This window comes from Ruegeria sp. MALMAid1280 (genome assembly GCF_049195285.1).
In the GTDB taxonomy this organism is placed as follows: Bacteria; Pseudomonadota; Alphaproteobacteria; order Rhodobacterales; family Rhodobacteraceae; genus Ruegeria.
The window spans coordinates 777,221-790,314 of the sequence record NZ_JBMIRT010000059.1 but is presented as its reverse complement, the minus strand read 5'-3'; the positions used below and the strand labels follow the sequence as shown (position 1 = coordinate 790,314).

Sequence of the window (13,094 nt, the reverse complement as noted above, 5' to 3'; positions counted from 1 at the left end):
TACACAGGCTTAGCGCATTACAAACGGGTTCGCCATCGGCTCTTGCGCGGTGCTGATCCAGGTGGTTTTGGTCCGGGTGTAGTCCAGGATCGCCTCAACCCCTGCCTCACGCCCATAGCCTGACTGATTGAACCCGCCAAACGGCGCAATCGGAGAGATCGCACGGTAGGTGTTCACCCAGCAAATCCCCGCCCTGATCCGTTTAGATACCCGATGCGCCCGCGCCAGATTCTGCGTGAAGACGCCCGAACCCAGCCCGTAGGGCGTGCTGTTCGCCAGCGCGATGGCCTCGTCTTCGGTGTCGAAAGGAAGCAGAGACATCACCGGCCCGAACATCTCAACCTTCAGCGTTTCGGTCTCGGGTGAGGTGCATTGAACCAGCGTTGGCGTCATGTAGTTGCCCGGACGATCCGCAGGCGCACCGCCAAATCGGATCACCGCGCCCTGCCCTTGCGCCGAGGCCAATGTCGCCTCGATCTTTCGGACCTGCGCTGCGGTGCAGAGCGGGCCAACATGAGTATCAGAGTGCAGCGGGTCACCCAAGCGAATGGCGCTGGCCTTCTGTTCGATCCGTTCAATCAATGGCTCCAGAATGGGCCGATGCACCAGCCCGCGCGTCCCCGCCACACAGCTTTGACCGGACGCACCAAAGTTCCCCGCGATCAGCCCGTTCGCCGCGCCGTCCAGATCGGCGTCGTCAAACACGAGGATTGGGGACTTGCCACCCAATTCCAGCGAGGTCACCGCAAAGTTCTCTGCCGAATTGCGCACCACATGCCGCGCGGTTTCCGGCCCTCCGGTGAAGGCAATTCGGTCAATATCGGGATGGCGGGTCAGCGGAATGGCGCAGTTTTCGGCGTCTCCGGTAATGACCGAGACGACGCCGGGCGGGAACCCGGCCTGTTCGATCAAACGCGCAAATTCCAGCATCGGCGCAGGCGCGATTTCCGAGGCTTTCAACACCACCGAACACCCCGCTGCGAGGGCCGGACCCAGTTTGGTGGCCGTCAGGAACATCTGCGCATTCCACGGCACGATAGCCGCGACAACCCCGATGGGTTCGCGCGTGGTGAAGACGTGCATATCGGGTTTGTCGATGGGGAGAACTGTGCCTTCGACCTTATCCGCAAGCCCTGCGAAATAGCGGTAGTAGTCCGCCACATATCCCGTTTGCGCCGAGGTTTCCGCCAGCAGCTTACCGCTATCGGTTGTCTCCAACTCTCCCAGACGCGCGGCGTTTTCGGCAACCAGATCAGCCAAACGATAGAGCAGCTTTCCCCGCGCAGTCTGAGTCATGTCCCGCCACTCAGGATCGTCAAGAACCCGTTTGGCTGCGGCAATTGCGCGTTCAATATCCCCGGCCGACGCGCAGGCGAATGTCGCCCATCCCTGCCCGGTCGCCGGGTTTTCTGAGGTCATGACCTGAGCCTCTGACCCTTCGGTCCATTCGCCATCAATGAACAGTTGAAAATGCGGAAGGTTTCCCATGGTTGTCCTCACTGAAAGGCTGGCATGACGTCGTCGATGAACCGCGCCAGCGAGGCGCGTTTGCGGTCGTTGGTCATGCCGCTGTCGATCCAGAACGAAAACTCATCATAGCCCAGATCCTCGTAACGTTTGATCCGGTCGATCACTTGCTGCGCGGTTCCGACGGTCAGGTCACGGCCCAATTTCTCGGTTGTGTACATCGGGTTTGCGTCCATTTCCTGTTGCGAGATCGGTTCGATCAGCCCCTGCTGAATGGGTCGTTTGTTCAGGAACCACGCACCAAAATAATTGTAATAGCGCCGCAAGTCCTCGACCCCTTGCGCCACATCGGCGTCGTCTTTGCCAACATAGGTGTGGTGCAGCAGCATGATTTTTGGCCGTGGTCCGGCATAGCTGCCACAGGCTTCGTTGAAACGGCCCATTAACGTTTCGATCTCGTCCATCCCCTGCCAAAGCGGGGTGACCTGAATATTGAACCCATTATGCACGCCAAATTCGTGACTGTTGGGATCACGCGCCGCGATCCAGATCGGCGGGCCACCATCCTGCATTGGCTTCGGGGCCGAAGTCGTGGCCGGAAAGGAATAGAACTCACCCTCATGGGCGCAGTCGCCCTGCCATATCTTCGGCAGCAGAGGCGTTGATTCGCGCATTTTTTGCCCGGCCTCCCACGCGTCCATGCCCGGTGCCAAACGCTCGTATTCAAACGAATAGGCGCCGCGAGCGACCCCCAATTCAATGCGACCCTTGGTGATCTGATCCGCCGCCGCAGCCTCGCCAGCCAGTTTGATCGGATGCCAAAACGGCGCGATTACCGTCCCCGTTCCCAGCCGCACATTCTTGGTATGGTGCGCAAGATCGACCAGAGGCAGGAAAGGGTTGGGCGCAATGGTGAACTCCATCCCGTGATGCTCACCAGTCCAGACCGCACGCATTCCACCCTCATCGGCCATTTTCGCCAGACCGACAAATTCATCATAGAGAACGTCATGCGGCTGGTCGGGCGTCAGACGCTCCATATGGGCAAACAGAGAAAACTCCATCATCCGGCTCCTTTAGCGAAAATCGTGAATGTCGCCCCGTTCGGCGTCGCCCAGATACAGGGCGAAATCGCCGGTCTGAGCCTCACGCGCGAAGCGGGACATCATGTGGTGAATGCCGGGGGTGGCATAGGTCAGGTTGGGCAGGTCTTCGACCGCGACCCAACGGGTGTTTTCAGGTGGCGCTGCCAGTTCGACCGAGGCCAGAAAGAACGTGTAGTGCAGCTTGGTATCCGCATCGTTGAACGCGGAATAGACCTGATCGATCCGCGCCTGAATGCCCCGCTTGGCCAGCCCCTGCGCCAGCCTGTTTCGCTGGCCACCGGGTTCGGCCCCCGCGACCTGAACGGGGCGGAAACGCCCGTCTTGATGCTCCAACAGAACCTTGTCATCTGCCGTTATGATTGCGCCGCAAAGTGTTGGCACTTTCGAGTCCATCTCACGCTCCAGCCCAAGGCTGAAATAAGACCCGCTTACATAGCCAAGGCCGTCACCCGCAGCGTGCGAGAACTCGCACACTTGACCCATCAGAATGGTATGATCTCCCGCGGGGATGGCTTGATGCGTTTCACAGCAGAACTGCGCAAGCGCCCCGTCGATCAGAGGCAGGTCGTGCACACCGTTCCGGTGGGCGACTTTGGCGAACCGATCTCCCTTGTACCCAGCAAAGGTGTTGGAGACGTCCTGCTGCCCCTCGGCCAAAACATTGATGGCGAAGTGTCTGCAGTTGGTGAAAACCTCGTAGCTGGACAGGAACTTCCCCGGACAGACCAGCAACAACGGCGGATCGAGGGAGACGGAGGAAAAGGAATTGGCCGTGAACCCGACCGGAGCGCCGGTCGCATCGCGTGTTGTCACCACCGTCACACCGGTCATAAAGCTGCCGAAGGCATCACGCAGGGCGCGCGGATCAAGCGTCGTCATGGCAAGCACTCCTGCAGCAAGCGCAGCAGGATGGCGTTGACCGCATCCGCGTGGGTCATCGGCATCATATGCGCCGCATTCGGGATGATTTCCGCCCGTCCCTGTGGCGCCAACCTGGCCATGTCGCGCGACATCCGGGGGGTTGAATTCGGCTCGTCCGCTCCCGTCAGAAACACGGCAGGGCAGTCAATTGCCGCCAGCTGCGCCTTGGTAGGACCATCGCTTTCGGCGAACACCGTGTAGGCCGCTTTGTATCCGCGCGGATCGACCTCTTGCAGCCAGTGCGCGCAGGCATCGCGTTCCGCTGACGCATCCTTGGCAAACCACCGTTGCAGAGTGACCGTCGGGTCATTTGGGTGCGCCTCATCCAACGCATACGCCCGCGACAAGACCGCTTGTCGGGCTGCTTCCGGCCGCTGATAAACAGCGTTCAAAGCGGCAACGCCTTTGACATTAGGGTTTCCCAAGGCCGCGATATGCGTTGCAATCAGCGCCCCCATCGAATGCCCGATCAATACGGCAGGTTCCTGTATCATCGCAGCAACCGGAGCGGCATAGCCGTCCAGCCCGCTGGCCGAAGTGTACGGGGTTTCGCCATGCCCGGGCATATCGGGACACAGCACGCGAAACCCGGTGGACACCAACGGCTCGATCTGCCCGCCCCAGGCCTCGGCCCGCAAGCCGACACCGTGCAGCAGAACGACCAGCGGCCCTGTGCCCGCATCAATCGCGGCCAGATTGCTGAATTCAGACCGAGGCCGGGTTGTCCACGTCATGACCCAGATCCTTCAAATCCTGATACCGGTCTCCGATCCGATGGTGAGGACGCCCCGAGGTTGCGCCGCCCAGCACGATCACCACCTCATCCGCGCGCGGGGCGTCGGGAATGGCGAATTGCAGCGTCAGGTAATGGGACCGGCGACCCGCATCGTTCTTGTCCATCAACGGAACCATGATCGGCGCATTGGCCGGACCGCGCGTATTGGTGAATGACAGATAGGATTTCGCCGCCACCGCCTGCCGGAAATGATTGCCGAAATGTAGCGTGTGGATCAGGCCCGAGGCATGCTCGACCTCGCCATCCAACCCCACCACCGCGGCCTTGCCATACGCTTCGATGGCGTCGCCGCTGCCCGCCAACGCGATCATCCGGCTGGTCAGCTCTTCGCCCAGAATCGGCGCAAAGCTCAGAATTTCGGGCCGCAGGTCTTCGACATAGCGGCCCGCCCAGGGGTTTGACACCACCGCGGCCACTGCAAACATCCGCCACGGGCGCTCGGCCTTGCGAAATCCTTCGACCAGAACCTCTTCGTCATAGGTCACGATTTTCCGAATGTTTGGCTCCACGAGCGCGCCCCCCTTTTCTGTCGTTGGCAAACTATCCTCGCCAAGGGACTGCTTTGACAAACGAAAGAACTTTGGTCTTAGGTATTAGTGACTCTAATATGTAGGTTACCAATGTCGAAATCCTTGCCCCCGCTGACTTGGTTCAGATCGTTCGAAGCTGCGGCTAGACGCCTGAGTTCGACCGCCGCCGCCGAGGAAGTCGGGTTGACGCAATCCGCCGTCAGCCAGCAGATCAGATCACTGGAAACGCGGTTGGGCGTGGTGCTGTTTCACCGCCATGCGCGCGGGCTGTCCCTGACCGACGAAGGCCGCAAACTGCTGCCACAGGTCGAAGCCGCGCTTGAGATGCTGCACTCTGCCGCCTCGCCCTACCTGGCCGGGGAACGAGCGCGGCATATTACCGTTGCGGCCTCGGTCAGTGTGCTGGAATGGGTGATTTCCCCGGCCCTTCCGCGATTTCAGCAACGGTATCCCGATACTTCTGTGCGGTTCGTCAGTACGATCTGGCCGGATGAATTCGCCGCCTCCCGCGCCGACGTAGAGATTAGATTCGGGTCGGAAAAGCAGGTGGGACGGGATGCAATGGCACTGCGGCCCAATCACTTGATCGCGGTGAAAGCACCGCAGCATTTGGGCGGTTTGCAAGACTTGCCGCTTATCGGAACTGTTGGCACGTCGGACAATTGGGACTCTTGGGCCGAAGCGACCGACCAACCGATTGGCACCCCTGTGTTCTATGTCGATTCCTACGGCCTTGCTCTGCATCTTGCCACGACAGGCAACGGCGTTGCATTGGTCAACGCCCTGATCGCCGATCACGCCCTGCAGACCGGTCAGGTCGTACATGCATCAGATGCCTCCGCCGCGGCCAGCGAAGGGTATTTTATGGCAGTGCAGCGCCGTTCGCCTGAGGTCGATGCCTTTGTGCAGTGGTTTGCCGATATTCAGCGCAAAGAGACGCATCACCAAGTCTGATTCAATCAAACCGATGTCGCATCTGAGGATGTTCAAACCGCATAGAATAGTGAATTCTGGCAAAAAAAGGTCCGATTCATGCGATACTCCGGCTTTCGAGTTATCAAAGAGGCGCTTACCGGCCACAAAGGGTGGAAACCGGTCTGGCGCGAGCCCGAACCCAAGGCGCACTACGACATAGTCGTCATCGGTGGCGGTGGCCATGGACTGGCCACGGCGCATTACTTGTCCAAGGTATACGGTCAGCGCAACGTAGCCGTGGTCGAAAAGGGCTGGATCGGCGGCGGCAATGTCGGGCGGAACACGACAATTGTGCGTTCGAACTACATGCTGGACGGGAATGAGCCGTTTTACGAATTCTCCATGAAGCTGTGGGAGGGGCTGGAGCAGGACCTGAACTACAATGCCATGATGAGCCAGCGCGGGATCATCAACCTGTTCCACACCGACGGCCAGCGCGACGCCTATACAAGGCGCGGCAACGCGATGATCCTGAACGGCGCCGATGCCGAATTGCTGGATGCCGAGCAGGTGCGCAAGGAACACCCCTACCTGAATTTCGACGACGCCCGATTTCCGATCAAGGGCGGTCTGGTGCAGCGCCGCGCAGGCACTGCGCGCCATGATGCGGTGGCGTGGGGCTTTGCGCGGTCTGCCGATATGCACGGCGTTGATATCATCCAGAACTGCGAAGTCACCGGCCTGCGGATCCAAAACGGCAAATGTCTGGGGATCGAGACCACCAAGGGGTTTATCGGTGCCAACAAAGTCGGCTGCGCGGTCGCGGGCAATTCCGGGCGCGTGATGGGAATGGCCGGAATGCGGTTACCCATCGAAAGCCATGTATTGCAAGCCTTTGTCTCCGAAGGTCTGAAACCTGTCTTGCCCAGCGTCATTACCTTTGGCGCGGGTCACTTCTATGTCAGCCAATCCGACAAGGGTGGTCTGGTCTTTGGCGGTGATCTCGACGGGTACAACACCTATGCCCAACGCGGCAACCTGCCTGTGGTTGAAGACGTTTGCGAAGGCGGCGTAGCCTTGATGCCGATGATCGGGCGCGCGCGCCTGTTGCGGATGTGGGGTGGCGTGATGGACATGTCGATGGACGGCTCGCCCATCATCGACCGCACGCCGATCGAGGGGCTCTATTTCAACGGTGGCTGGTGCTATGGCGGGTTCAAGGCGACCCCGGCCTCGGGTCATTGCTTTGCTCACTTGCTGGCGAAAGACGAACCGCATCCGGTCGCCACCGCCTATCGCCTCGACCGGTTCAAGACGGGTCGAATGATCGACGAAAAAGGTGTGGGCAACCAGCCCAACCTGCACTGAGGGGACCGTTCCATGATTATCAACCATCCCCTTCTGGGTCCGCGCGACTCGTCAGAATTTACCTACCTGGGCGACGCATCCCTGATCGACCGCCCCAACTGGCAGGCCGACAACGCGGTCGATGCGTTTTATGAATATGGCTATCTGCGCGACAACCCCGCCGGTGAGCATCAAGAACTGTGGTATCACGAGGCCGGAGACCGTTCGTGGTTGGTCGTCACGCGCAACACGCTGACGCATGAGATTTCAAAAGTGGAACTGGCCCGCGACGTGGCCCGCGCTCGGGGGCGATCCAAATGACGCAGAGCAACAGGCTTGATGGCGGCCAGATCGACCGCAACACTTCTCTGAGCTTCCAGTTCGATGGGCGCAGCTATACCGCGCATCCAGGCGATACTCTGGCCTCGGCCCTGCTGGCCAATGACGTGCGACTGATCGGGCGGTCGTTCAAATACCACCGCCCGCGTGGCCTTCTGACCGCAGGGTCCGAAGAACCCAACGGCATGGTCGAGTTGCGCACCGGCTCCCGTAAGGAACCCAACACCCGCGCCACCACAGTTGAGATGTTCGACGGGCTTGAGGCACACTCGCAAAACCGCTGGCCCAGCCTGAAATTCGATGCGCTGGCAGTGAACGACATGTTCTCGAACTTCCTTTCGGCGGGGTTCTACTACAAGACATTCATGTGGCCCGCCGCATTTTGGGAAAAGCTTTACGAGCCGATTATCCGCCGCGCCGCTGGCCTGGGGTCACTGTCGACAGAGGCTGATCCGGACGAATACGACAAAGGCTTCCGCCACTGCGATCTGCTGATCATCGGTGCAGGACCCGCCGGTCTGATGGCGGCTTTGACCGCGGGCCGCGCCGGGGCGGACGTTATTCTCGCGGATGAGGATTTCACTCTTGGCGGGCGCTTGAACAGCGAGACCTTCGCGCTGGGCGACCAAAGCGCTTCGGTCTGGGCCGCGCAGGCGGTGGCGGAACTGTCGTCGCTGCCAAATGTTCGGCTGATGCCGCGCAGCACAGTGATCGGCGCGTTCGACCACGGTATCTACGGCGCGGTGGAACGGACCGGGGATCACCTGCTCACCTTGCCTGCAGGCAAGCCGCGCCAGATCCTGTGGCGCATCTATACGCAAAAGGCGCTGCTTTGCTCCGGGGCCACCGAGCGCCCGATCGCGTTCGAAAACAACGACCGGCCCGGCATCATGACAGCAAGCGCCTTGCGGACCTATGCCAACCGGTTCGCAGCCACTGCGTCGCACCGCGTGGCGATCTTTACGAACAACGATGACGGCCACCGTACCGCTGCGGATTTGCACTCCAAAGGCGTCAAGGTCGCCGCCGTGGTGGATGTGCGCGGCAACGCGCCCACCAGTTATGACTATGAAGTCCTTAAAGGTGCACAAGTCGTTGACACCAAGGGGCGCCTCGGACTGACCTTCGTCGAAGTTGCGATGCCGGACGGATCAACCCGCACGCTGGATTGCGGAGCGTTGGGCGTGTCCGGCGGCTGGAATCCGAACGTCCACCTGACCTGCCACCAACGCGGGCGCCCGGTTTGGAACGAAGCTCTGGCCGCCTTTGTCCCGGGTTCCACCCTGCCCGTGGGTATGTCCGTCGCGGGCGCGGCAAACGGGATCATGTCGACCCACGGCGCCTTGCAATCCGGTGCCGAAGGGGCAGCCAAGGCGTTGGACCTCAATGGCGCCCTGCCCAATTTGCCCGAGGCCGAGGACGCTCAGGTCACGCCAACACCTTTCTGGTACGTGCAGGGATGCAAGCGCGCCTGGGTGGATCAGCAGAATGATGTAACAGTCAAGGATGTGAAGCTGAGCTATCAGGAGGGCTTCCGCTCGGTCGAGCACCTGAAACGCTATACCACGCTGGGCATGGCAACCGATCAGGGCAAGACCTCGAATATCACCGGCCTGGCGATCATGGCAGAAATGGCAGGAAAATCGATCCCCGAGGTCGGCACAACGATCTTCCGTCCGCCTTACACTCCGGTTCCAATCGCCACTTTCGCGGGCCGTATGAAGGGCCAGGACTTCCACCCGACCCGCCTGACGCCCTCGCACTATTGGGCCAAGGAATGCGGCGCGGTGTTTGTCGAGGTTGGTAACTGGCTGCGCGCGCAGTGGTTCCCCCAGTCCGGTGAGACGCATTGGCGGCAATCCGTGGATCGCGAGGTGCGCCAGACCCGTGCATCCGTCGGGGTGTGTGACTGCACTACACTGGGCAAAATCGATGTACAGGGTACGGACGCGGCAGGCTTCCTGAACCGCATCTATGCCAACGGCTTCGCCAAGCTTGCCGTGGGCAAAACCCGCTATGGCCTGATGCTGCGCGAAGACGGCATGGTCATGGACGACGGCACCGCCGCGCGGCTGGCCGAGGATCACTTTGTCGTCACCACAACTACGGCCAACGCCGTAAGTGTCTATCGCCACATGGAATTCGTGCGCCAATGCCTGTGCCCGGACATGGACGTTCAGCTGATTTCGACCACCGAGGCCTGGGCGCAATATGCAGTTGCCGGACCCAATTCGCGCAAGCTGCTGCAAAAGATCGTGGACCCTGAGTTCGATCTTTCGAACGACGCCTTCCCTTTCATGGCCTGCGGCAAAGTCACTGTCTGCGGCGGGTTGCGGGCGCGGTTGTTCCGTATCTCGTTCTCGGGCGAGCTGGCCTATGAGATCGCCGTGCCGTCGCGCTATGGCGACGCGCTGATGCGGCGGCTGATGGCCGAAGGTGAAGAGTTCGACGTTGTGCCCTACGGCACCGAGGCGCTGGGCGTGATGCGGGTCGAAAAAGGTCATGCGGCGGGCAGCGAACTGAACGGCACCACAACGGCGCTGAACCTTGGGCTGGGCAAGATGGTGTCGAAGAAGAAGGACAGCATCGGCTCGATCCTCTCGGAACGAGAAGCGTTGGTCGAACCGGATGGCCTGCGGCTTGTGGGGATCAAACCCATACAGGCCGAGGACAAGATCATCGCAGGCGGACATCTGATGAATGCAGATGGTCCTGTCGATGCGGCCCATGATCAGGGCTATGTCACTTCGGCCGTCTATTCACCCATTCTGAACAGCAGTATCGGGTTGGGTCTGGTTAAAAACGGCTCGGAACGACTGGGTGAGAAAATGCGGCTGGTCTCTCCCCTGACCGATCTGACGGTTGAGGTGGAACTCGTCTCAGCCCATTTTGTTGATCCTGAAGGAGAGCGTCTGCGTGCATGATCTTGTTGCAATAACTGCCCTGGGTGGATCTGAGCCGCGTGTGGACTCCGTAAAGGGCGTCACCTGCACCGAAGTCCCCCAAGTTGCGTTGGCATCCGTCGCTGCGCGTGCGGGACTGGAACCCAAGGCTGCCGAGGTGTTGGCCCAGCTGATTGACGCGCCCGTCCCGGAGGTTGGCCGCTGGGCTGGCGCGACGGTCAAAGCGTTTTGGTCCGGGCCAGATCAATGGATGATCGAAGCTCCCTATGATAGCCACGAAGACCTCGCAGATCAGGTCAAGGCGGTCGTTGGGGATACGGCTTCGGTGACAGAACAGACGGACGCTTGGACACGGTTTGATCTGAGCGGTGACAGTATCTCAGCGGTGCTGGAACTGCTGTGCCAGCTCGATCTGCGCAGGTTGGATGATGGCGGTTCCGCGCGATGTGCGATCCATCATCTGGGCTGTTTCGTACTGCGCCGAACGCCCGAGATGGTCAGCATATTCGGTCCGCGATCCTCGGCCGGGTCGCTGCACCACGCCATCGTCACGGCAATGCGTGCGGCGCTGTAAAGCAGCCCTCAGGCCGACGGTAAGGGCGCGTTGTCCTCGACCCGAAAACGGTTGATGCGGCGTCTGTCCTCGCTGGGGCTGAGCCCGAAGGCCGCGCGGTAATGAGTCACCAATGGCGAGACCGAGCTGTATCCGACGGCCTCAGCGATCACGGGAATCGGGTCTTTGGTGTAGACCACCATCTGCCGTGCCGCCTTCATCCGCATGGCGCGGTAATAGTGGCTGGGGCTTTCGCCCGTTGCCTGCTTGAAGGCGCGTTCGATTTGGCGGGGGGTGACACCCGTCTGCTGCGCCACGTCCGCGATCGAAATCGGCTGGCTCAAATGCGCTGCGAACAACGCGACGCAACGCGACACCAGTGGCGGCAAGCTGTCGCCCGTTTCGGGTGCATTGGCGCTGGGCACCTGCTGTCGAACCCCTGCCCCGCGCATCATCGGATGCTGGAACCAACAGGCGACCTCATGCGCCACGTCGCCACCCAACCGGTCCTGAATCAGATGCAGCGCCAGATCGAAACCTGCCGCAGCCCCGGACACGGTGTATCGGCTGGCGGTCCGGACAATCACCTCACTGCGGGCATCCATGCCAGGAAATTCGGCCTCGAACGCGGCCTCATAGCACCAATGGACTGAAACCGGATGACCTTGCATCACCCCGGACCGCACCAAGGGGAAAACCCCGGCGCTGATCGCGCCGAGAACCGTGCCGTGCCGCCCAAGGCCACGCAGCACACCATTCCCGGCGGTCGGATTGTCAAAGACCGAGGTCGGACTGCTGAGCAGAAACAGAACATCAATGTCCTTGCATTCGGCCAGCGACCGCTCAGCTTCGAACCCGACACCGGCACTGGATTGGACCTTTTGACCGCGCTCCGAGATCAGCGACCAGCAGAACGCCTGTTGGCCGGCGATTTCGTTGGCCGCCCGCAACGGCTCGATCACCGAGGTCAGACAGGCCATGGGAAAGCCATCAAACAGCAGAAAGCCGATCTCGATTCTATCATCCATGCGCATAGGTCTGTCCTAGCAGGAAATCTGCACCAGCCCTATGCGAAGTTTATGCCCAGCGGATCAGCCCAATAACGGCCGAGGTCGCATAGAACCCCTGCAGCAACAGAAAGGTCCAGCGCCGGTCAATCACCGCCCACGCGGCGAACAGGCCAGCGGATACCAGCAACAGCGCAAAGCCAAGCAGCTCTTCCCCTGTGTTCGATGCGATCAGCAGGGCGTAAGCCATGGCCAGCACCGATCCGGTGACTTCAAACACGGTCGTCAGACCACGGCGAGAGGTGTCATGTTTGGTCATGGCTTACCCCTTCCGCTTGAGGAAGTCGACCAGCAGGGCCGATATCTGTTCCGGCTGATCCTCCATCGCGAAATGCCCGCAGTTTTCAAGAATGTTCAGTTCCGAACCCGGAATGGTGTCGTGCAGCTTGTGTGCCCAATCGACCACCTGCCATGCGTCCTCCGCCCCCCAGATCAGTTGAACCGGCAATGTGCCGAGTTTGGCATAGTCGATGCTATTGGTGTGCTTGGGGTCGTAGTGACAGACCTGATGCTGGAACAGGCTGCCCTGCCCGATGGGTCCGCTGATAAAATCCAGATATTTTTCCAGCGCCGTATCCGCCAAGCGCTGTTTGTTTGCCACGGCCGAGAATAACCACTCGCGAAAATGCTCTCGGTGCTGGGTATCCGGTGCGTCGATCAAAGGCTGCAGACCCAATTGCATCTGCTCTTTGGTCCTCTTCGAGGGCCAGCTGTCAAAGCTGACGACGTCGATCATGGTCAGTGACCGCACCCGGTCAGGCGACTGAATAGCGAAACGCGGGGCTACCGCGCCGCCGATGTCATGCGAGATTACGTGCAGGTCATTCAGCCCCCACAAGTCCAGCAGCCCCTTGAGGATCGGAACCTGCGCTGTGACCGATGTATCAACTGACGCGTCCCATGGACGCTCGGACAGGCCAAAACCCAGCAGGTCGTAGACATGAACCTTGTAGCCGGTCTCGACCAGTTCCGGCAGCACGTTGCGCCAGATATAGGACGAGGACGGCGTGCCGTGGATCAGCACGACGGGGTCGCCTGCGCCATGAATGCCATAGGCGATGCGGGACTTGTTGATCAGGGCATGGTCGGTGACGAGATGTGACATGGTTGGCCTCTGGTGATTTTTCTTTTCACATGTCTAAACCGGCGC

General features: G+C 60.5%; 13 protein-coding genes. 5 read left to right on the top strand and 8 right to left on the bottom strand.

Annotated elements, in window-relative coordinates:
* Positions 1-9 precede the first annotated feature (9 nt).
* Genes ACOQFT_RS20785 through ACOQFT_RS20765 form a run of 5 tightly spaced genes read right to left on the bottom strand, consistent with a single transcriptional unit; the run spans position 10 to position 4,799 of the window.
* The gene (locus ACOQFT_RS20785; protein ID WP_421599744.1) at positions 10-1,488 is read right to left on the bottom strand and encodes an aldehyde dehydrogenase; all 1,479 of its coding nucleotides are present in this window, start codon (positions 1,486-1,488) and stop codon (positions 10-12) included.
* Positions 1,489-1,496: 8 nt separating this feature from the next.
* The gene (locus tag ACOQFT_RS20780) at positions 1,497-2,531 is read right to left on the bottom strand and encodes an LLM class flavin-dependent oxidoreductase (protein WP_421599743.1); all 1,035 of its coding nucleotides are present in this window, start codon (positions 2,529-2,531) and stop codon (positions 1,497-1,499) included.
* A 12-nt stretch (positions 2,532-2,543) separates the two neighbouring features.
* The gene (locus ACOQFT_RS20775) at positions 2,544-3,452 is read right to left on the bottom strand and encodes a flavin reductase (RefSeq protein WP_421599742.1); all 909 of its coding nucleotides are present in this window, start codon (positions 3,450-3,452) and stop codon (positions 2,544-2,546) included.
* Positions 3,449-4,228 carry an alpha/beta fold hydrolase gene (locus tag ACOQFT_RS20770; RefSeq protein WP_421599741.1) on the bottom strand — a complete coding sequence of 260 codons (780 nt, stop codon included), beginning with the start codon at positions 4,226-4,228 and terminating at the stop codon, positions 3,449-3,451. The genes ACOQFT_RS20775 and ACOQFT_RS20770 overlap by 4 nt, the downstream gene beginning before the upstream one ends.
* Positions 4,200-4,799 (bottom strand): amino acid synthesis family protein, encoded by a 600-nt coding sequence (locus ACOQFT_RS20765; RefSeq protein ID WP_170324713.1) that lies wholly within the window; start codon positions 4,797-4,799, stop codon positions 4,200-4,202. The genes ACOQFT_RS20770 and ACOQFT_RS20765 overlap by 29 nt, the downstream gene beginning before the upstream one ends.
* Before the next feature lie 111 nt (positions 4,800-4,910).
* On the opposite strand from ACOQFT_RS20765, the gene ACOQFT_RS20760 reads away from it, so the two are divergent.
* The 5 genes from ACOQFT_RS20760 to ACOQFT_RS20740 all read left to right on the top strand — a co-directional run bounded on the left by ACOQFT_RS20760 (position 4,911) and on the right by ACOQFT_RS20740 (position 10,898).
* On the top strand, positions 4,911-5,774 hold the full coding sequence (locus ACOQFT_RS20760; protein ID WP_421599740.1) for a LysR family transcriptional regulator: 864 nt from the start codon (positions 4,911-4,913) through the stop codon (positions 5,772-5,774).
* Positions 5,775-5,852: 78 nt separating this feature from the next.
* Entirely contained in the window at positions 5,853-7,103 is a 1,251-nt protein-coding gene (locus ACOQFT_RS20755; protein ID WP_421599739.1) for a sarcosine oxidase subunit beta family protein, read from the top strand.
* Positions 7,104-7,115: 12 nt separating this feature from the next.
* A complete protein-coding gene (locus ACOQFT_RS20750) occupies positions 7,116-7,403 on the top strand; it encodes a sarcosine oxidase subunit delta (RefSeq protein WP_421599738.1) in 288 nt (95 codons plus the stop codon).
* Entirely contained in the window at positions 7,400-10,345 is a 2,946-nt protein-coding gene (locus ACOQFT_RS20745; protein ID WP_421599737.1) for a sarcosine oxidase subunit alpha family protein, read from the top strand. Before ACOQFT_RS20750 ends, ACOQFT_RS20745 begins: the two co-directional genes overlap by 4 nt.
* A gap of 40 nt (positions 10,346-10,385) precedes the next feature.
* On the top strand, positions 10,386-10,898 hold the full coding sequence (locus ACOQFT_RS20740) for a sarcosine oxidase subunit gamma (RefSeq protein ID WP_421599736.1): 513 nt from the start codon (positions 10,386-10,388) through the stop codon (positions 10,896-10,898).
* A gap of 8 nt (positions 10,899-10,906) precedes the next feature.
* Here the strand turns inward: ACOQFT_RS20740 and ACOQFT_RS20735 are convergent, their stop codons facing one another.
* The 3 genes from ACOQFT_RS20735 to ACOQFT_RS20725 are packed head-to-tail and all read right to left on the bottom strand — an operon-like array spanning position 10,907 to position 13,049.
* Positions 10,907-11,911 carry a GlxA family transcriptional regulator gene (locus tag ACOQFT_RS20735; RefSeq protein WP_421599735.1) on the bottom strand — a complete coding sequence of 335 codons (1,005 nt, stop codon included), beginning with the start codon at positions 11,909-11,911 and terminating at the stop codon, positions 10,907-10,909.
* Positions 11,912-11,954: 43 nt separating this feature from the next.
* Positions 11,955-12,203, bottom strand: coding sequence for a hypothetical protein (locus tag ACOQFT_RS20730; protein WP_421599734.1), 249 nt, complete (start codon positions 12,201-12,203; stop codon positions 11,955-11,957).
* A 3-nt stretch (positions 12,204-12,206) separates the two neighbouring features.
* Complete coding sequence (locus ACOQFT_RS20725) at positions 12,207-13,049, bottom strand: alpha/beta fold hydrolase (RefSeq protein ID WP_421599733.1); 843 nt, start codon at positions 13,047-13,049, stop codon at positions 12,207-12,209.
* Positions 13,050-13,094: the final 45 nt, after the last annotated feature.